This window comes from Nonomuraea sp. B10E15 (assembly GCF_039871615.1).
Classification (GTDB): Bacteria; Actinomycetota; Actinomycetes; order Streptosporangiales; family Streptosporangiaceae; genus Nonomuraea.
Genome location: NZ_JBDPMB010000033.1, coordinates 18,751 through 37,721, shown reverse-complemented (window position 1 = coordinate 37,721; position 18,971 = coordinate 18,751). Strand labels below are relative to the sequence as shown.

General features: G+C 71.0%; 18 protein-coding genes and 1 tRNA gene. 2 read left to right on the top strand and 17 right to left on the bottom strand.

The window, feature by feature from the left end; genetic code table 11:
• Positions 1-97 precede the first annotated feature (97 nt).
• From ABGB14_RS46300 to nadD, 12 genes are all read right to left on the bottom strand, one after another.
• Positions 98-1,093 carry an ABC transporter ATP-binding protein gene (locus ABGB14_RS46300; protein ID WP_347650260.1) on the bottom strand — a complete coding sequence of 332 codons (996 nt, stop codon included), beginning with the start codon at positions 1,091-1,093 and terminating at the stop codon, positions 98-100.
• The gene (locus ABGB14_RS46295) at positions 1,090-2,091 is read right to left on the bottom strand and encodes an ABC transporter ATP-binding protein (RefSeq protein WP_347650259.1); all 1,002 of its coding nucleotides are present in this window, start codon (positions 2,089-2,091) and stop codon (positions 1,090-1,092) included. Before ABGB14_RS46295 ends, ABGB14_RS46300 begins: the two co-directional genes overlap by 4 nt.
• Positions 2,088-2,921, bottom strand: a complete 834-nt coding sequence (locus ABGB14_RS46290) for an ABC transporter permease (RefSeq protein WP_132606084.1) — start codon at positions 2,919-2,921, stop codon at positions 2,088-2,090. The genes ABGB14_RS46295 and ABGB14_RS46290 overlap by 4 nt, the downstream gene beginning before the upstream one ends.
• On the bottom strand, positions 2,918-3,898 hold the full coding sequence (locus ABGB14_RS46285) for an ABC transporter permease (protein ID WP_347650258.1): 981 nt from the start codon (positions 3,896-3,898) through the stop codon (positions 2,918-2,920). The genes ABGB14_RS46290 and ABGB14_RS46285 overlap by 4 nt, the downstream gene beginning before the upstream one ends.
• Complete coding sequence (locus ABGB14_RS46280) at positions 3,895-5,505, bottom strand: ABC transporter substrate-binding protein (RefSeq protein WP_347650257.1); 1,611 nt, start codon at positions 5,503-5,505, stop codon at positions 3,895-3,897. The genes ABGB14_RS46285 and ABGB14_RS46280 overlap by 4 nt, the downstream gene beginning before the upstream one ends.
• An 11-nt stretch (positions 5,506-5,516) precedes the next feature.
• Complete coding sequence (locus ABGB14_RS46275; RefSeq protein WP_347650256.1) at positions 5,517-6,227, bottom strand: PIG-L family deacetylase; 711 nt, start codon at positions 6,225-6,227, stop codon at positions 5,517-5,519.
• Complete coding sequence (locus tag ABGB14_RS46270; protein WP_347650255.1) at positions 6,224-7,159, bottom strand: GNAT family N-acetyltransferase; 936 nt, start codon at positions 7,157-7,159, stop codon at positions 6,224-6,226. Before ABGB14_RS46270 ends, ABGB14_RS46275 begins: the two co-directional genes overlap by 4 nt.
• Before the next feature lie 387 nt (positions 7,160-7,546).
• Positions 7,547-8,875 carry a hypothetical protein gene (locus tag ABGB14_RS46265; RefSeq protein ID WP_347650254.1) on the bottom strand — a complete coding sequence of 443 codons (1,329 nt, stop codon included), beginning with the start codon at positions 8,873-8,875 and terminating at the stop codon, positions 7,547-7,549.
• Positions 8,876-9,441: 566 nt separating this feature from the next.
• Positions 9,442-9,514 (bottom strand) — tRNA-Ala (locus tag ABGB14_RS46260).
• A 121-nt stretch (positions 9,515-9,635) separates the two neighbouring features.
• Positions 9,636-10,265 carry a histidine phosphatase family protein gene (locus ABGB14_RS46255; RefSeq protein WP_347650253.1) on the bottom strand — a complete coding sequence of 210 codons (630 nt, stop codon included), beginning with the start codon at positions 10,263-10,265 and terminating at the stop codon, positions 9,636-9,638.
• The gene (gene rsfS / locus ABGB14_RS46250; protein ID WP_347650252.1) at positions 10,262-10,657 is read right to left on the bottom strand and encodes a ribosome silencing factor; all 396 of its coding nucleotides are present in this window, start codon (positions 10,655-10,657) and stop codon (positions 10,262-10,264) included. The genes ABGB14_RS46255 and rsfS overlap by 4 nt, the downstream gene beginning before the upstream one ends.
• 90 nt (positions 10,658-10,747) lie before the next feature.
• Positions 10,748-11,365, bottom strand: a complete 618-nt coding sequence (gene nadD / locus ABGB14_RS46245; RefSeq protein ID WP_347650251.1) for a nicotinate-nucleotide adenylyltransferase — start codon at positions 11,363-11,365, stop codon at positions 10,748-10,750.
• Between the two features lie 96 nt (positions 11,366-11,461).
• On the opposite strand from nadD, the gene ABGB14_RS46240 reads away from it, so the two are divergent.
• Positions 11,462-12,484 carry a M48 family metallopeptidase gene (locus ABGB14_RS46240; RefSeq protein WP_347650250.1) on the top strand — a complete coding sequence of 341 codons (1,023 nt, stop codon included), beginning with the start codon at positions 11,462-11,464 and terminating at the stop codon, positions 12,482-12,484.
• A 67-nt stretch (positions 12,485-12,551) separates the two neighbouring features.
• On the opposite strand, the gene ABGB14_RS46235 is transcribed toward ABGB14_RS46240, so the two are convergent.
• The 5 genes from ABGB14_RS46235 to ABGB14_RS46215 all read right to left on the bottom strand — a co-directional run bounded on the left by ABGB14_RS46235 (position 12,552) and on the right by ABGB14_RS46215 (position 18,028).
• Positions 12,552-14,624 carry a protein kinase gene (locus ABGB14_RS46235; RefSeq protein ID WP_347650249.1) on the bottom strand — a complete coding sequence of 691 codons (2,073 nt, stop codon included), beginning with the start codon at positions 14,622-14,624 and terminating at the stop codon, positions 12,552-12,554.
• A gap of 81 nt (positions 14,625-14,705) precedes the next feature.
• Complete coding sequence (locus tag ABGB14_RS46230; protein WP_347650248.1) at positions 14,706-14,894, bottom strand: hypothetical protein; 189 nt, start codon at positions 14,892-14,894, stop codon at positions 14,706-14,708.
• A gap of 49 nt (positions 14,895-14,943) precedes the next feature.
• Complete coding sequence (locus ABGB14_RS46225) at positions 14,944-16,215, bottom strand: glutamate-5-semialdehyde dehydrogenase (RefSeq protein ID WP_347650247.1); 1,272 nt, start codon at positions 16,213-16,215, stop codon at positions 14,944-14,946.
• A gap of 84 nt (positions 16,216-16,299) precedes the next feature.
• Positions 16,300-17,427, bottom strand: a complete 1,128-nt coding sequence (proB, locus tag ABGB14_RS46220) for a glutamate 5-kinase (RefSeq protein WP_347650323.1) — start codon at positions 17,425-17,427, stop codon at positions 16,300-16,302.
• A 1-nt stretch (position 17,428) separates the two neighbouring features.
• Positions 17,429-18,028: a TetR family transcriptional regulator gene (locus ABGB14_RS46215; protein ID WP_347650246.1), complete on the bottom strand. Its 600-nt coding sequence runs from the start codon at positions 18,026-18,028 to the stop codon at positions 17,429-17,431.
• Positions 18,029-18,082: 54 nt separating this feature from the next.
• Between ABGB14_RS46215 and ABGB14_RS46210 the strand changes: the two genes are divergently transcribed.
• Entirely contained in the window at positions 18,083-18,853 is a 771-nt protein-coding gene (locus tag ABGB14_RS46210) for an SDR family oxidoreductase (protein ID WP_347650245.1), read from the top strand.
• The last annotated feature ends 118 nt before the right edge of the window (positions 18,854-18,971 follow it).

The following is an 18,971-nucleotide window of genomic DNA, read 5'->3' as shown; positions in this document are numbered from 1 at the left end:
GACCCGGCCACCGTCCAGGAGGCCGCGAAGTGGATCGGGGACGAGGTGGCCGTGGTTGCGCTACGTCGCCACGGACAGCAACGACCACAACGGGACATCACCGCGCCACGGGCTCCGGCGTCTCCGCCTGCCAGCAGTGCGTCCAGCGGCCCTCCCCCAGTTCCGTACGTCCCGGCGCCTCGCTCGAGCACACGGGCAGCGCCACCGGGCAGCGCGGATGGAAACGGCACCCGCCGGGCGGGGCGATGAGGCTGGGCGGCTCGCCGTGCCGGGTCGCGTCGGGCGGGGTCACCCGGTCGGGGTCGGGCGCCGACTCCAGCAGCAGCCGCGTGTACGGGTGCCGGGGCGACTGGGTGACCGCCTCGCTGGGCCCGCTCTCGATGAGCCGGCCCGCGTACATCACGGTGATGTCCTCGGCGAAGTAGCGCGCGCTGGCGATGTCGTGCGTGATGTACAGCAGCGCCAGCCCGCTCTCCTTGGCCAGTTCCTCCAGCAGCCGCAGCACGCCGAGCCTGATCGACACGTCCAGCATCGACACGGGCTCGTCGGCGATCAGCGCGACGGGCTGGACGGCCAGCGCCCGTGCGATGGCCACCCGCTGCCGCTGCCCGCCGGACAGCTCGTGGGGCAGCTTGTCCATGAACTGCTCCACCGGCGTGAGGCTGACGCGTTCGAGCAGTTCGGCGACCATCTTGCGCTCCTGCTCGTCCGAGCGGGCGTGCCCGTGGATGCGCAGCGGCCTGGCCAGGTGGTAGCGCACCCGGTGGAAGGGGTTCAGCGAGGAGAACGGGTCCTGGAAGATGAGCTGCACCTGGCGCCGGTAGTCGCGGAACGCCGCCCCGCGATGCGCGCGCACCGGCTCGCCGCGCAGCAGCAGCTCGCCCGACGTGGCCGGATAGACCTGCGCGAGCAGCCGGGCCACCGTGCTCTTGCCGCAACCGCTCTCCCCCACGAGCGCCGACACGGAGCCGGCGCGCAGGGCGATCGACACGTCCTCCACGGCACGCACGGGCGGCCGCCTCCCGAACCGTTCCCTCGGCCCGCGGGCCGAGGTGAAGTGCTTGGTGAGGTTACGGCCCTCAAGAACGATCATGATGCTTCCTCCACACCGCGGCCGCCGTTCAGCAGGCACGCCACCTCGCCGTCCGCCCCGCCCGAACCACCGGTCAGCAGGGGCAGCCGCGTGGAGCACTCCTCCATGGCCCTCCCGCAGCGCGGGTGGAAGGCGCAGCCGGGCGGCAGCGAACGCAGGTCGGGTGGGGTGCCGGGGATGCCGAGCAGCTCCTCGCGGGGCCCGTGCAGGCGGGGGAACGAGCGGAGCAGGCCCAGCGTGTACGGGTGCCGCGGCGCCCTGTGCAGCGCCCCGGCGGTGCCGGTCTCGACGACGCGGCCCGCGTACATGATGGCGATCCTGTCGGAGATCTCCATGAGCAGCGACAGGTCGTGCGTGATGAACACGACCGCGAAGCCGTACTCCTCCCTGAGTGCCCTGATCTCGTGGAGGATGTCGCGCTGCACCACCACGTCGAGCGCCGTCGTCGGCTCGTCCATGATGATGACCTCGGGGTTGAGGGCGAGCGCGATCGCGATGGCGGCGCGCTGCCGCATGCCGCCCGACAGTTCGTGCGGGTACGACCGCCGCCGGTCGGCGCTGATGCCGACGCGCTGCAGCAGTTCGACGGCCCGCTCCGTCCGGTCGTTGCGGGGCATCTTGGGGGCGTGGATGCGCAGGACGTCGTCGATCTGGGCGCCGACGGTGCTGACCGGGTTGAGCGAGTTCATGGCGCTCTGGAAGACGACGGCCAGTTCCTTCCAGCGGAAGGCGCGCAACTCGTCCCGCTTGAGGGCGAGCACGTCCACGGCGGTGCCGTCCTGGCGGTGGTAGACCACCGAGCCGGAGGTGATCGCGGCGGGCGGGCGCAGCAGCCGGGCGACGGCGTTGGCCAGCGTGGACTTGCCGCTGCCGCTCTCCCCCGCGAGGCCGAGGATCTCGCCCCGCCGCAGGTCGAGCGAGACGTCGGCGACGGCGTGCACGGCGCCGGTCTGCGACAGGTAGTCGACGCCGAGGTCGCGGATCTCCAGGACGTTCATGTACGGGCCTTCCGGACCTTGACCTTGACCGTGCGCAGGCGGGGGTTCGCGATCTCGTCGATGCCGAAGTTCACCAGCGCGAGGCCGGTGCCGATGAGCGCGATGCACAATCCCGGCGGGATGAACCACCACCATGCCCCGATGAGCAGCGCCTGCCCGTTCTGGGCGAAGTAGAGCATGCTGCCCCAGCTGACCGTGGACAGGTCGGCCAGGCCCAGGAACGACAGACCGGCCTCGGCCAGGATCGCGGCGACCACGGTGGCCAGGAAGCTGGTGGCGATGACGGGCAGCAGCACGGGCATGATCTCGAAGAAGATGATCCGCAGCGGCCCCTCGCCGCTGGCCCTGGCGGCCTGGACGAAGTCGCGCCGCCGCACCGAGAGGGTCTGGGCGCGCAGGACGCGGGCGCCCCACGCCCAGCCGGTGACCGCGATCACCACCGCCACGGAGCCGACGCCGCGCTGCGGCAGGTAGCCGGCCAGCACGATGATCAGCGGGAGAGCGGGCAGCACCAGGAAGATGTTGGTGAGCACGGACAGCACCTCGTCCACCGCGCCGCCGAAATAGCCGCCGACGAGGCCGACCAGGATCGCGAGCAGGTTGGCGATGACGGCCGACAGCACGCCGACGCCCATCGAGATGCGGGCCCCGTACACGATCTGGGTGAGGATGTCCTGGCCGGTCTGCGTGGTGCCGAGCCAGTGCTCCGCCGACGGGCCCTGGAGCCCGTCCTCGCTGGTGGCCGCGGGGTCGGCGCCGATGAGCAGCGGCCCGACCAGGGCCATCAGCGCGAAGAAGACGAGGATGCCGAAGCCGATCTTGATCTTCATTCGGACTCCTGCCTGGTTCGCGGGTCGAGCACGACGTACGCCAGGTCGGCCAGGAAGTTGGCGACGAGCACGGCCAGGGAGATGACGAGGAAGATGCCCTGCATGAGCGGGAAGTCCTCGTTCTCCACGCCCTTGAGGAGCATCGACCCGATCCCCGGATAGGAGAAGACGATCTCCGTCAGCACCGAGCCGCCCACCACGAAGCCGAGCGAGAGGGCGAAGCTGGTGATGTTGGGCAGGATCGCGTTGCGGGCCGCGTACGCCCACATGACCCGCCGCGAGGTCAGCCCCTTCGCCTCGGCCATGACCACGTAGTCCTCGCCCAGCGTCGTCACCATGACGTTGCGCATGCCGAGGATGCGGTCGGCCATCGACGCGATCACGATCGTGACGGCGGGCAGCGCCGCGTGGTAGAGCACGCTCGCCGCGAACTCGCCGGTCATGCCGGGCATCACGTCCAGCCCGTACGCCCTCGACACGGGGAACCACTGCAGGGTCACGCCGAAGACGAACACGAGCGCCAGCGCCACCCAGAAGTACGGGACCGCGTGCATGAACGTGGCCGCGGGCAGCACCCCGTCGAGCCAGGTGCCGCGCTTCCACGCCATGAGCACGCCCAGCGAGGTGCCGATGAGGTAGCTGATCAGGGTGGCCACGCCGACGAGCCCGACCGTCCACGGCAGGCTGTCGGCGATGACCGTGGACACCTCGGTGGGGAAGAAGGTGATCGAGCGGCCCAGCTCGCCGCGCGCGAGGTTGCCCAGGTAGTCGAGGTACTGCTGCCAGAGGTTCGCGTCGCTGATGCCGAACGCGCGGCGCATCGCGTCGATGGCCTCCGGTTCGACGTTGCCCTTCATCCTGGCCACGAGCAGTTCCACCGGATCCCCCGGCATGAGCCGGGGGATCAGGAAGTTGAGCGTGATGGCGGCCCAGGCCGTCAGGAGGTAGAAGCCGAGCCGCCGAGCCAGGAACCTCACTTGGCGGCCGGCTTCAGATGCAGCAGCACCACGGCGGCGTCGGGCGAGGTGTAGGGCGACGGCATCGCGTACGGGTCCTGCTCGGACGGCCAGCCGACGTACTTGTTCGTGCGGTACTGCGCCCACGACGGGCTGTAGAACAGCGGCAGCGTGGGCAGCTTCTCCACCATGATCTTGCCGAGCCCCTGCGTGGCCTTCTGCTGCTCGGCCTCGTCCTCGGTGGCGGCGTAGTCCTCGATCAGGCGGTCGGTCTCGGAGTCCTTCCAGCGCTGGTAGTTGCCGGTCGCCGACTCGCCGACGGGCTCGGCCAGGCCGCCGAAGAGCATCGAGCGCATCTGGTAGTAGGGGGTCGGCCCGGACGCGGTGGCCCTGATCGACAGCTCGTAGTTGCCCTTGCCGACCTTGGACACCCAGTCCTGGAACGCCACGCCCCTGGTGTCGACGGTGATGCCGATCTTGGCGAGGTCCTCCCGGATGAGCTGGGCGGCGTTGACCCAGTCGGTGAACGGTGAGGGCACCAGCAGCGTGAACTTCAGCTTGGCCGGATCGACGCCCTTCAGCAGTTCCTTGGCCTTGGCCAGGTCCACCTTGAACGCGGCGTCCTTGTACTCGGGCGGCACGTACGCCTCCCCGCCCGGCATCGGCACGCCGGTCGGATGCGCGACCTTGGTGTAGCCGCGCTCGGCCACCCGGACGATCTTGTCACGGTCGATGGCGAGGCTGATGGCCTGGCGCACCTCCGGCTTGGACAGGATCGGATGGGTCAGGTTGGGCAGCAGCGTCACCACGCCCTCGGGCGGGAAGAAGAACTTGTTCTGCTCCGGCTTGCCCTGCACGTAGATCTTCTGGATGTCCGGCACGAACGCGCCCGCCCAGTCGACCTCGCCCTGCTGGAGCGCCGTCTGGACGGCGTTGGCGGTGTAGGCGGGGAAGCGCAGCACCGGCACCTCGGGCTTGCCCGGCTGCCAGTAGGACGGGTTCTTGACCATCTCGTACAGCTGGGCCGAGAACTTCGACAGCGTGTAGGGGCCGGTGCCGACCGGCTTGGAGTTGGTGAAGGTGACCGGGTCCTTCTGCTTCTCCCACAGGTGCTTGGGCACGATCGGCGAGTTGCCGGCGATGTTGAACAGCTTGGCGTAGGAGGTGTTCTCGAAGTCGATCCGCACCTTGTCCGGCGCCAGCGCCTCGGCGCCGGTGATCTCCAGCGCGTTCCTGTTGAGCTCCGGGTTGTCCTTGAGCATCTGGAACGTGAAGGCGACGTCGTCGGCGGTGAACGGCTTCCCGTCGGACCACTTCACGCCCTGGCGAAGGGTGAAGGTGAGGGATTTGCCCTTGTCGGACCATTCGTGCTTCAGCGCCAGCCACGGCGTGATCTCGCCGGGCTTGAGCTTGTTGAAGTACATGAGGGTCTCGTGGATCATCCCGCTCGTCCCGAAGTTCACGCCTTCGAGGTGGTACGGGTTGAAGTCCTCCTGGAACGTGCCCGCGTCCACGGCGTGGATGATCAGCGGCGGGGCGTTCTCACCTTCACCGCTCCCGCCGGAGCCTCCGCCGCCGGAACAGCCGGCGAGGGTGAGGGCGGCGAGCACCGCCAGCAGACGTTTCACGGGGGGCCTGATCATTGGGGGGCTGCCTTTCCGAAATACTTCGTCCGGAGGACGCGCGAGCCCTTCGGGGCGGCGAACGCCTGCGCGCGGCCGTATCCGGCTGGTGCACCGCGCACGACGGTCAGCGCGCGGTAGTAGTCGACGTAGGGGAAGCCGTAGGTCTCGCCCCTGGCGTAGGCGTAGCCGGTGATGGCCTGTGACCAGATCTCGTACGCCTCCTCGCTGAGCTCGACGAACACGTCGGGGGCGTAACCCTCGGCGTCCTCCCAGTTGTCGGCGTAGTAGAGCTCGCTCGCCCAGTAGGCGGGCTGCTCGCGTTCGAGGGTCTTCAGCCCGCCGTAGAAGCGGGCGTCCTCGACGATGCGGTGGGTGCGAGCGTGATCCTTGTGGATGGACGCGCCCCAATGGGTCAGGATGACGTCCGGCCGCAGCTCCCTGATCTGGTCGCCGACGCGCATCTTGACCTCGTCGTCCTCGGGGAGCAGGCCGTCCTCGTAGTCGAGGAAGCGCACGCCGGCGCCGATCCGCTCGGCGAACGTCTCGGCCTCCTCGCGCTTCTGCTTGGCGTAGTCGGCCACGGACATGCGGGGATGGCCGCGCTCGCCGAGCGTCAGGTGCAGCAGCGTCGCGCGGTCGCCGCGCAGGACGTGCTGGGCGAGCACGGCGCCCGCGGTCAGGTCGAGGTCGCCCGCGTGGGCGCCGATGGCCAGAACGTGCGTCATGCTTCTCGCCTCATCACGTGGAACCGCCTGGTGATCTCGTAACCGGCCTTGGTGTAGAGGTGGCCGGCGGGGCTGGTCTCGCCGGTCCACAGGAACCACGACGAGTGGAGCCCTTCGGCCCGCATCATCGTCATGGTGAGATGGAGCAGGATCTTGCCGAGGCCGGTGCCGCGCTGCCCCGGGTCGACGCCGAAGGGGCCGAACCGCTCGGGGATGCCGCGGTAGGCCGCGTAGAGGGCGAAGCCCACGATCCCGTCCTTCTTCGCGATCACGATGCGATCGGGGTCGCGGTGGTGGCGGATCGCCTCGCCCCAGTCGGGGTTGAAGGCGTCGGCCGCGAAACGGATCAGCTCCGGCAGCTCGCCCACGGCGGGGTTGCGGAAGACGTACCCCTCGCTCTCGCGCCTGGCGCGCAGCTCGTGCACGTCCTCCGGCGTCACGTAGCCGACGAGCGTGCGGTCCATCGCGACCGGCGAGTACAGCGTACGGAAGCCCAGCGACTCCAGCAGCCGGAAGCCGGCGGGGTAGAGCTCCGGGTCGGCGCCCGGCAGCACGTAGTTCGGCGTATAGGACGAAAAATCCACCCGCGTTCGGCCGGCGCCCTCCAGAAACGCCAGCGCCTCCCCCACCAGCCGCCGCCCCAGCCCGCCGCCGCGATGCTCCGGCGCGACGAAGAAGAACGGGATCCAGCCGGTCTCCGGCTCCAGATCGGTGCCGGGGGCAAGGGGCGTCAGCCTGCGGACGGCGTACGCGCAGCCCACCACCTGCCCGTCCACCACGGCCACCCGCAGGCCCTCGGGGTCGAAGTTCGGGTCGAGCAGCACGCAGTCCCGCAACCATCCGGAGGTGGTGGGATCTCCTGGCATGCTCCTGTTCCAGGCGTCCACCAGGGAGCGTTCGTCGCCGGGCGCGAACGCGCGGACAGTCACCATGGGGGTCCTTTCACGCTGCTGCTGTCCCGCCACAGCTTTCCCAGTGTTAACCGCCCAGGTCAAGCGATGTAGGAAGAAATTTTCCATCTCGCAGTAAATGTGGAAAATTAGTTTCGCGTGCGGTAACTATGGACGGTTGCCCATTCGCCCTGCTTGTCCCAGCCCTCACCCGCCCGGGTGACCGGACCGCGCACCGGTTCCAGGCGCCGCGCCCGCGTGAGGAATGCGTGCTGGAGGGGCCGCGCCCCTCCAGCACGCTCCCCCGCCGGGCGGGCAACCCCCTGTCCACCCGGCGAGCTCGTGACCTCGGCGGTCAGCCCCGGGCGCCCCCGAACGGGCGCCCGGGCCGCCGCCCGCCCGTGGCGCCGGACCCCTCCGCGCCGCCGGTCATTTCGGTCCGGCGAGGAACGCCTTCGCCACTTGCGTCACGGCGGACTTGGCGACCGCGGGCTCGAAGACCGGCTTCTCGTAGTCGTCGGCCTCGACGATGCCGCCGCCGGCCGTCGTGCCCCTGAAGGAGAACTCGACCGTACGCTCGCCGGACAGAACCTTGATCAGCAACTCCTGCCGGGGTTCTTCGTCCTGCTCGCCCGGCGTGGTGGTCGAGGACACCACGGCGAACGCCTTCTCCCCGAGCCCCGAGAGCTCCTCCCTGGGCCCGTACGTGGTGTGGCTCACGCTGTTGCCGATGCCGCCCTTGGCGCGGTAGCGGTCGTACTTCCTGGCATCACGATCGAACTGGAAGTCCGACCCGCTGCTGCCGTCCTTCCCCCAGTCGACGACGTGGACGCGCAGGCTTCCGCCCCTGGTGGTGTACTCCTGGCCCGGCTCGTGCTTCACCGCCTCCTGGATGGCCCAGGTGCAGGTGGTCTGCTTGATGCGCCCGTCGTTGTCGCCCACGGACGGCCCCGTGACGGCGGGGAAGAACGCCGACTGCACGTCCGCGACGCTGAGGATCCCGCAGGGCCCGCCGACCTTGACCTTCGAGGCGTCCTTGGCCATCTCCGCGGTGATGCGCTCGGCGACCTTGCCGGCCGCGGCGCGCACCTCGTCGCCCGACGGGTACTTCCGGCCGGAACGGTTGCTGCCGCCGTACCGGACCTTGATCAGCCACGGCCCCTGCCGGACGTACACCTCGGCGGACAGGCCGCTGTGCCCGATCGAGCTCTGGCTGTACGAGGCGTCGCCGTGGTCCAGCTTGATGGTCTCGCCGAACGACGAGCCGGAGGTCTTCCCGTCGATCCGCTGCCCGTCCCGTACGTTGACGCGCCCTTCGTGCGCCTTCCTGTCCCGCTCGAAGCGGTCCTTGGCGTACGCGATCGCGTTCCGGGTGTCGGAGCTCCTGGCCTGGACGGAGATGTTCAGGCTGCGATGGCCGATGACGCCGCCGCCGACGTCCATCTTGTTGTTTCGCCACCCGCAGCTCGCCTGCTTGTCGTCCTCCGCGGCGGCCCCGGTGGACGCGTCCCTCCCGCCGTACTTGCCGTCGGTGACGAGGCTCTTGCGCAGGGCGTCCGGGATGGCGTCGCAGAGCTGGGACCCGGTGATCGGCCGCAGCTTCACCGCCTCGGCGGCCGGGGTCGCCGAGGGCGTCCGCACCAGTCTGGGCCGCTTGCCGGACGGGTCGGGCGGCGGCCCTGGTCCGTCGCTGAACTGCTGGATGAGCAGCCACCCTCCGGCCGCCCCGCCGATCAGGACGACGGCGAGCACGGCCACGATGGCGATCAGCGGCCCCTTCCCACCGCCGTTGCGCCGAGGAGGCCGCCCAGGACCGCCCGGCCACGGCCCTCCAGGACCGCTCTGACCCGGCCCGCCGGGACCGCCCGGCCGCGGACCCTGCCCTCCGGGCCCCATCGGCGGGAAGCCACCGCCCTGTTGCCCCGGCATCCCCTGCGCGCCAGGCCCGTACGGCGGCCCTGAGGGGCCGTGCCCCGGAGACGGCGGGAATGGGGTGGACATCAGCGACCCTTCACAGCAGAGCGGCAGAACCTTGACCGGGTGGCCACACCAGCCGAAAGGCCGTGTCCGACGGAGCACGAGGGGGGCCTGCCGTCCTTCGGCGGCCAGGCATGCGTCCGCCCCCGCGCTCGAACCGTGGCCGGGTCCGAGCCTACGGACGGCCCGCACGCGGGCGTGTCAGGCGAACACCCGACAACCCGGTCACGGTTCGGTCGAGCCGGGTGCACGCGCGACCTCCGTCGCCGGATCGGCGCCCCGGCCGCACATACGAACAACGGCGGCGCCCCTGAAGGACACCGCCGTTCTCATGCCGACCCCGCGGGTGGAGCTATGGGGATTCGAACCCCAGACCTCCTCCATGCCATGGAGGCGCGCTACCAACTGCGCCATAGCCCCTGATCACCGCTCCGAGCACACCCGTTGCGGCGCTCGGAGAGCATATAGCCATCCGCCGCGATTCTCCTAATCGCGCGGGCACACCGGAACGCTCCCGTACGGCCCCCGAGCCGTACGGACCTCAGGCCACGGCCTCCGGCCGGTCGTCACTGTTGACCGGCTCCGGCAGGGTGCCCGCGTTGTGTTCCAGCAGCCGCCAGCCCTTGCGCCCTTCCTGCAGCACGGACCAGGAGCAGTTGCCCAGCCCGCCGAGCGCCGGCCACAGCTCCTCCGGCAGCCCGAGCAGCTCGCAGATCCCGAGCCGCAGCGCGGCCCCGTGCGAGGCCACGACGAGCAGCCCGTCGTCGTCGAGGCGGCCGGCCCACTTGCGCATCGCGGCCGCCACCCGGGCGGCCACGTCACCGACGGGTTCTCCGTCCGGCGCCTCCCAGGCGGCGTACTCGTCGGGCCAGCGCGCGGCGATCTCCTCGCGCGTCAGCCCTTCCCATTGACCACCGCCGCGCTCGCGGAAGTCCTTGTCGACCGCCACGTCGAGCCCGACGACCCGCCCGAGCGCCAGCGCGGTGTCGTTGGCCCGCTGGAGGTCGGAGGAGACGATCAGGGTGGGACGCAGCGATGCCAGCAGCGACGCGGCCCTGGCCGCCTGCGCCATGCCGGTCTCGTCGAGAGGGATGTCGGAGTGGCCCTGGAAGCGCCGCTCGACGTTCCACAACGTCTGCCCGTGACGCAGACACACGATCCTTTTACTCAACTGCGGGCCCGCTGCAGATTGGCCTGCATGACGCTCTCCGGCAGCGTGATGGCCGGGCAGTCCTTCCAGAGGCGCTCGAGCGCGTAGAACGTACGGTCTTCCTCGTGCTGGACGTGCACGACGATGTCGATGTAGTCGAGCAGCACCCAGCGGCCCTCGCGCTCGCCCTCTCGGCGCACGGGCTTGGCGTCGGCCTCGGTGCGCAGCCGCTCTTCGATCTCGTCGACGATGGCGCGTACCTGACGGTCGTTGGTGGCGGAGCAGAGCAGGAAGGCGTCGGTGATGACGAGCTGTTCGCTCACGTCGTATGCGAGGATGTCATCGGCCAGCTTGTCGGCCGCGGCCTCCGCGGCGATGCGCACGAGCTGGACGGATCTGTCAGATGCGGTCACGATGCGGGTCTGTCCTCCTGTGTCGGCAGCAAGCCTTATGTTGAGCGTACCCTTCCGGGCCGAAACCCCTCACCCACAGCGTGACGACCTTCAGCCGGTGGCGTGATAGAGCCCGCGCTTGTTGATGTACTGCACGATCCCGTCAGGCACCAGATACCAGATCGGTTCGCCCTTGGCGACCCGCTGGCGGCACTCCGACGACGAGATGGCCAGCGCGGGGATCTCCAGCAGCGTCACCTTGCCGTCGGGCAGGCCGGGGTCGTGCAGCGTGTGGCCGGGGCGCGTGCAGCCGACGAAGTGGGCCAGCTCGAACAACTCGCCGGCGTCCTGCCAGCCGAGGATGGCGCCGAGGGCGTCGGCGCCGGTGATGAAGAAAAGGTCGGTCTGCGGACCATAAACGTCCGATACATCACGCAATGTGTCGATAGTGAAGGTAGGGCCAGGGCGATCCACGTCCACCCTGCTCACGGAGAAGCGGGGGTTCGACGCCGTCGCGATGACCGTCATCAGATAGCGGTCCTCCGCCGCCGAGACCTCACGCTCGGACTTCTGGTACGGCCGTCCGGTCGGTACGAAGACGACCTCGTCGAGATGGAAATGGTGGGCCGCTTCGCTGGCCGCGACAAGGTGTCCATGATGGATGGGATCGAACGTCCCGCCCATCACGCCCACTCGCCGCTTCCCCTGGATACCAGGCGCGTTCATCATGAATCGGACCTTACGCGGACGTCCTACGACAACATGATGGCACCCCCCTGAGTGATGTCCGCGCATCGCTTCGGTTGCGGACGTAGCATGCCGGGCATGACGACCACCCCGGACCGCAACCGCGTCCAACTGCCCGGCATATCGTCCCGAGCCTACGAACACCCCGCAGACCGGTCCGCCCTGGTCGCTCTGCGTAAGTTGAGTGGGTTCGACACAGTTCTCAAGCAGATGTCCGGCCTCGTCAGCGAGCGCCGGTTGCGCCTGATGTATCTTGCGTCGGCCGTACGCGTGAGCGAGACCCAGTTCCGCTCGCTCTACGACATGGGCCGCGACGCCGCCTACACCCTCGACCTGCACCGGATCCCCGAGATCTACGTCCAGCAGGACCCGCAGGTCCAGGCCAAGGCCATCGGCTTCGACGACCCGTTCATCGTCGTGACCACCGGCCTGCTCAACCTCATGAACGAGGAGGAGCAGCGCTTCGTCATCGGCCACGAGACCTCGCACATCCTGTCGGGGCACGCGGTCTACCGGACGATGCTCGACATCCTCACCCGCCTCGCCACCCGCGTCGCCTGGATCCCGCTCGGCTACATCGGCCTGCGCGCGATCGTCGCGGGCCTGGAGGAGTGGTACCGCAAGTCCGAGCTGTCCTCCGACCGCGGCGGCCTGCTCACGGGACAGAACCCCGAGGCGGCCAAGCGCGCGCTGATGAAGCTCGCCGGCGGCGACTACACCCACGAGATGAACATCGAGGCGTTCCTCGCGCAGTACCAGGAATACGACACCGCGGGCGACCTTCGCGACGGCTTCCTCAAGGTGCTCAACCTGCTCGGCACCACCCACCCGTTCGCGGTGGTGCGCGTGGCGGAGCTGGACAAGTGGCAGCGCAGCGGCGAGTACGACCGGATCATCGGCGGCGACTACCCGCGCAGGGAAGACGACGCCAACGCCCGGGTGACCGACGAGATGAAGGCTGCGGCAGAGTCCTACCGCGCCTCGTGGCAGCAGTCGCAGGACCCGTTCATCGGCGTCCTGCGCGACGTGGCCGAGGGCGCCGTCAACGCGGGCGAGCGCATCTTCAACCGCTTCTCCCGCCGCGACGGCGGCCAGGGCTGACGGGAGCGCCGCACGCGGCCGATCAGCGTGATCGACCGCGTGATCCGCCGCGCACGGCGACGGCGGATCAGAGCAGCAGGGCGATGGCGCGCACGGCGGCCGCGCACAGGGCGACGAACCCGCCCAGCACGGCCAGTGCGCGCAGCCCTTCCCTGCGCAGATCGGGCAGGCGCTGGCCGATGCGCTCGATCTCGCGCCCGGCGAATCCACCGCACAACATGCCGAACACCACGCCGGCCACGGTCACCGGCGCCGGCTGCTGCCACCAGTCAGCGTCGATCTGACCCCCGCCGGTCGCCCAGAGCGCCCCGCCCGACGCCACCGCGACGGGCACGCCAGGCCACACGGCGGCCGTCGTCGCCGCCGCCGCGAGCGCGAGCGGGAAGAGCAGCACGCGCAGGGCCACGCGCGTGGCCCGTGAGCTGCGGTTCCTGACCAGCCAGTGGCTCATCCAGAGGGTCCTGGTCAGCACCACGAGCACCGTCGTGATGGCGATGGAGGCGATCGGCCAGATCACCGAGGTCACCACGCACGGCACCGCCAGCGCGGCGAGCAGCAGCAGGGCGCCGTTGCCCGCGGGCAGCGTGGTGGACGATTCGGAACGCAGGCCCGTCTTCCGCTTGTCCTGCGGTTTGGTCGCGGCCCTCGCGCGTACGGCCGCCGCCGTCCGCTGACGTGGCGCGGTCACCTTGGCGCGCGGCCCCGTGACCTTGCCGTCGACGCTCGCTCGGCTCCGCGGCGCGGGCACCTTCCCTTCGGCCTGGACACGGCTCCGCGCCGCAGCAACCCCGTCCGTGCGGTTCCGTGCCGCGGCTCCGTCCGTGCCCGCCCGGTTGCGTGCGGCCCCGTCCGTACTCGTCCTGTTCCGCGCGGCCCCATCGGCACCCGCCCGGCTCCGCGCGGATCCATCCGTACTCGCTCTGTTCCGTGCAACCCCGTCCTCGCCTGTCCGGCTCCGCGCGGAACCGTCCGTACTCGCCCGGCTCCGCGCCGCGGCCCCGTCCGTGCCCGCGCGGCCACGAACAGAGGCACCGTCAGCGCCTGTCCGGCCGCGCGCGGCGGAACCGTCCGGGTTCGCGCGGTTGCGCGCCGCGGGACCGTCCCCGGCCGCCCGGCTCCGGACCGCCGCGCCGTCCGCGTTGCCACGGCTGCGCGCCGCCGCGCCCTTGCCGTCGGCGCTCGTACGGCCCCGCGGCGCGGGCACCTTGCCGTCCGCACCCGTGCCGCCGGCCCGTCCGCGCGCCGAGTCCTCCGTCGTGCGGCTGCGCACGGCCGTGCCCTTGCCGGCCTCCTCGGCCGCCTCGACGGCCCGCCCACCGCTCGCCGCGGGCTCTTGATCGGCCCCGCTCGCCGCCCTGGCCAGCCGCGACAGCCGATCGGCCAGCAACGCCGCCGTCGGCCGCTTGCCCGGCTCCCTGTTGAGCGCCGCCCGCAGCAGGGGCAGCAGCTGCACGGGCACGCCCTTGAGGTCGGCCTGCCCGTTCAGCACCGCGTACATCTGCGCCTCGGCCGTGCCCCGCCCGAACGTCGGCCGCCCGGTCGCCGCGAACGCCACCGTGGCCGCCCACGCGTGCACGTCGGCGGGCGAGTCGACGTGCTCGTCGGCGAAGATCTCCGGCGCGGTGTAGCCGGGCGTGCCGAGGAACGTGCCCGTCATGGTGAGCCGGGTCGCGTCGAGCACCTGGGCGATGCCGAAGTCGATCAGGACCGGCCCGCCGGCGCCCATGATGATGTTGCCCGGCTTGAGGTCGCGGTGGACGACTCCGGCCGCGTGGATGATCGCCAGCGCCGCCGCGATGCCCTGGGCGAGGTCGACCAGGTCGGCGTCGTCGAGCGGGCCGTTCTGGCGTACCCGGTCGAGCAGCGTGGCGCCCTCGATGTGCTCCATGACCAGGTAGGGGCGCGCGCAGCCCAGGTCCGCGTCGAGGACCTTGGCGACGTAGGGGCTCTCGACCCTGCGCAGCGCGCGGACCTCGCGCTCCAGCCTGATGCGCGAGGTCTCGTCCTCGGCAAGGTCGTGCAGGACCTTCAGTGCGACGTGCTCGCCACGACGGGTCGAGGCGAGATAGACCTCTCCCATGCCGCCGCGGCCGAGCCGCTCGACCAGGGTGTACGGCCCCACCTTGCCGAGCTTGCTCACCGTCCCTCCCCGCCCGGCGCGCCCATAAGGGACACAACCCTAGCGCCGTGACGCGAGTCACCGCGTGAGGCACGCCGAAGGTTAATGGCGCGCGTGAGTGGCCGGCCCGCCGGACAACATGCTGTCGAGCTCGGCTGTGGGCGCCTCGGACAGCCGCCTGCGATTGTTCCTGCGCCAGTTGACCCGGCCACGGCTCTCCAGCCGGAGCAGCAGCCGGTCGGCGCCGAACAACACCGCGGCCATGAGGGCGAGGGCGACGACAATTTCCATGCCCCCAGTCAAGCCGCGTCGTCAGGCGCCGGCCATGCCGACACGCCGGTTAACCGGCCACCACCGTGCCCTCCGACGTGCGCAAATGCCCCTCACCGGTGTAGATCCACTTGGTGGACGTCAGCTCGGGCAACCCCATCGGGCCGCGCGCGTGCAGCTTCTGTGTGGAGATGCCGATCTCCGCCCCGAAGCCGAACTCGCCTCCGTCGGTGAACCTCGTCGAGGCGTTGACCGCCACGGCCGCCGAGTCGACGAGCGCGACGAACCTGCGGGCGGCCCCCTGCGACCTGGTGACGATGGCGTCGGTGTGGCCGGAGCCGTAGCGCCTGATGTGGGCCACCGCCTCCTCCAGCGAGCCGACGACGGCGGCGGCGATGTCGAGCGAGAGGTATTCGGCGCGGAAGTCGTCATCCGTGGCCGGCACGACCTCGCCGTACGCGGCGATCCTCGCATCACCGTGGACGGTCACGCCCGCCTCGGCCAGGGCCCGCAGCGCCCGGGGCACGAACGCGTCGGCCACGTCGGCGTGCACCAGGAACGTCTCCGCCGCGTTGCACACCGAGGGCCGCTGCGCCTTGGCGTTGACCAGGATCTGCACGGCCAGGTCGAGGTCGGCGTCGGCGTCGACGTAGACGGAGCAGTTGCCGACGCCGGTCTCGATCACCGGGACGGTGGACTCCTCGACCACCGAGTTGATCAGCGACGCTCCGCCGCGCGGGATCAGCACGTCGACCAGGCCGCGGGCGCGCATGAGCTCCTTGACCGAGTCGCGGGTCAGCCCGGGGACGAGCTGCACGGCCCCGGCCGGGACCTCGGTGCCGGCCAGGGCGTCCTGCATGACCCGCACCAAGGCGGCGTTGGAGGAGTGGGCGCTGGACGAGCCCCTCAGCAGCACCGCGTTGCCGCTCTTGAGGCAGAGGGCGGCGGCGTCGACGGTGACGTTGGGCCGGCCTTCGTAGATGATGCCGATCACCCCCAGCGGCACCCTGAGCTGGCGCAACTCGAGGCCGTTGGGCAGCGTGGCGCCGCGCACGACCTCGCCGACCGGGTCGGGCAGGTCGGCGACCTGCCGCACGGCCTCGGCGATGGCCGCGATCCTGGCCTCGTCGAGCCGCAGCCGGTCGATCATCGCCTCGGCCGTGCCCTGGGACCTGGCCTGCTCGACGTCCTTGGCGTTGGCCTCGAGGATCGGCGCCGCGTGCGCGACCAGCGCGTCGGCGATGGCGCGCAGCGCCCGGTCCTTCGGCGCCCGAGGCTGCGGGGCCAGCTCGGCGGCGGCCTCTCGCGCCGCGTGGGCGACCTTCAGGAACTCTGTGCTCATGGCTCCGCTCCGCTCCGCTGCCCGGGGCGCCCGGCGCCCCGTCCGTCCTTCGTCACCGGGGCCCGTCGGTCGGGCATCCGGCTCTCAACTGTGGGCTTCCAGTATGACGATGTCGTCACGGTGGATCAGCTCGCGCTCGTATTCCGGACCCAGCGTGCTCGCCAGCTCCCACGTGGAGCGCCCGAGCAGGCCGGGGATCTCGGCAGCGTCGAAGTTGACCAGGCCGCGTGCCACCACGAGACCTTTCGGCTCGCACAGGTCGACGGGGTCGCCGGCGGCGAACTCGCCCTCCACCGACGTCACCCCTGCCGGCAGCAGCGACTTGCGCCGGCCCACGATGGCGTCGACCGCGCCCTGGTCGAGGTGGAGCCGGCCGCGCCCGGTGGTGGCGTGCGCGAGCCACAGCAGGCGCGTGCCGGGATGGCGGCCGCCGGGGTGGAAGTAGGTGCCGACGTCCGCTCCGCTCAGCGCCTGGGCCGCGTGAGCGGCCGCCGTGAGCACCACGGGCACTCCGGCCCCGGTGGCGATCCTGGCCGCCTGCACCTTGGTCACCATGCCGCCGGTGCCCACGGCCGCGCCGTTCCTGCCGAGCTCGACCCCGATCAGGTCGCCGGCGCCGCGGATCTCCGTCAGCCGGCGCGAGCCGCTGCGGCTCGGCGGGCCGTCGTAGAGCGCGTCGACGTCCGACAGCAGCACCAGGGCGTCGGCGTGGATCAGGTGCGACACCAGCGCCGCCAAGCGGTCGTTGTCGCCGAAGCGGATCTCGTCGGTGGCCACCGTGTCGTTCTCGTTGACGATGGGCACGATGCCCAGCTCGAGCAGCCGGTTGAGAGTGCGCTGGGCGTTGGCGTGGTGGGCGCGGCGCATCATGTCGTCGGCGGTGAGCAGCACCTGGCCGACGCGCAGGGAGTAGCGGGCGAAGGAGGAGGTGTAGCGGGCGACGAGCACACCCTGCCCGACGGACGCGGCCGCCTGCTGGGTGGCCAGGTCACGTGGTCGCGCGGTCAGCCCCAGCGGGCCGAGGCCCGCCGCGATCGCTCCCGAGGAGACCAGGACGATCTGCGTTCCGGCCAGGCGCCGCGCCGCCAGCACATCCACCAGCGCGTCGACCCGGTCGACGTCGATCATGCCCTGGGGGGTGGTGAGCGAGGAGGAGCCGACCTTGACCACGACCTTGGACGCCGAGCTGAGCTGTTCCCGCACGTCTGGCAGCTTATCGGCTGCTGGAACGTGCGACGCGCCCGGCCGCCGCGCGCATGGCGGCGGTGACCTCCTCCGGCGTGTCACCCCGGCGCAGCGCGTACGCGGCCGCCGAGGTCACCGCACCCATCATCGCCCCCACCATCGCGCCGACGACCACTTCGTCGTCTTCCTCCGGATAGCTCCGGCACAACGCGTCGACGACGCGCCGCTGCGCGTCCAGCAGCCGCCGCATCATCCGGGCCTGCAGGTCGGGGACGGTCAGCGTCAGCTCCACCCGGACGTCGGCCATCCCGGTGGCCAGGTCAGAGCCGGCGACCTCGCTGATCATGCGCTCGACCGCCGTGGCGAGCACGTCGGGCAGCGGCTCGTCCGGCCTCCGCCCCTCGATGGTCCGTACGGCCAGCTCGACCCGCGTGCCGGCGTCGGACAGGACGACGTCCTCCTTCGTGGGGAAGTGCAGGAAGAACGTCCTGGTCGACACGTCGGCCGCGGCCGCGATCTGGGCGACGGTCGTCGCCTCGTAGCCCTGCCGCCGGAACAGCTCCACCGCCGCCGCTGTCAGCGCCTCGCGCGTACGCCGCTTCTTCCGCTCCCTCAGCCCGTCCGCCATGACGCCACATTACTACATTGACTGTATCTATTCATTCGATATAGTAATTTGTCCATGGGAATCCGTACTTACGTCGTCACCGGGGCCGCGTCGGGCATCGGCGCCGCCACCGCAGACCACCTGGAGAAGGGCGGCGACCGGGTAATCCGCTGCGACGTGCGCGACGCCGAGGTGACCGCCGACCTGACCACCCCGGAGGGCCGCGAACAGCTCGCCTCAGGGGTGGCGGCGGCCTCGGACGGCCGGGTCGACGGCCTGATCGCCGTGGCCGGCAGCGCCGCCCCGTCGCCGCTCACCGCGCGGCTCAACTTCTTCGGCACGATCGCGACGCTGGAGCGCCTCCGGCCCCTTCTGGCCGCATCGGACCGGCCCAGGGCGGTCGCCGTCTCCTCGCTGAGCGCGATCGTGGCCGCCGACGACTCCATCGTCGGCGCGTGCCTGTCCATGGACGAGGAGGCCGCCGTGGCCGCCGTCACGACCGCCGTCGAGGCCGGCCGGGGGCGCATCGTCTACCCGTCCACCAAGCTGGCGCTCAACCGCTGGCTCCGCCGGGCCGCCGTCAGCCCTGCCTGGGCAGAGGCCGGCATTCCGCTCAATGCGGTCGCACCGGGCGTGGTGGACACGGAGTCGGCGAGGACGATGTTCCTGGACGATCCGGCCACCCGCGCGCTCGTCTCCTCCATGATGCCCCAGCCCCTCGGATTCCCCGGGCCCGTCTCCGCGATCGTGTCCCTGCTCGCCTGGACGGTCAGCCCGGACAACGCGTTCATGACCGGCCAGATCCTCTACGCCGACGGCGGCGCCGAAGCCACCCTCCGCCCTTGACCGGGCAGGGGCGGCCTCCAGCCGGCCCCTCGTCGTGACCGTCGCACGCCGGACGCCATCACGCCGTGCCCCCCCGGCGGACAAGCCCTCGGAGCCAGACACAAGCCCCAGCGGGACG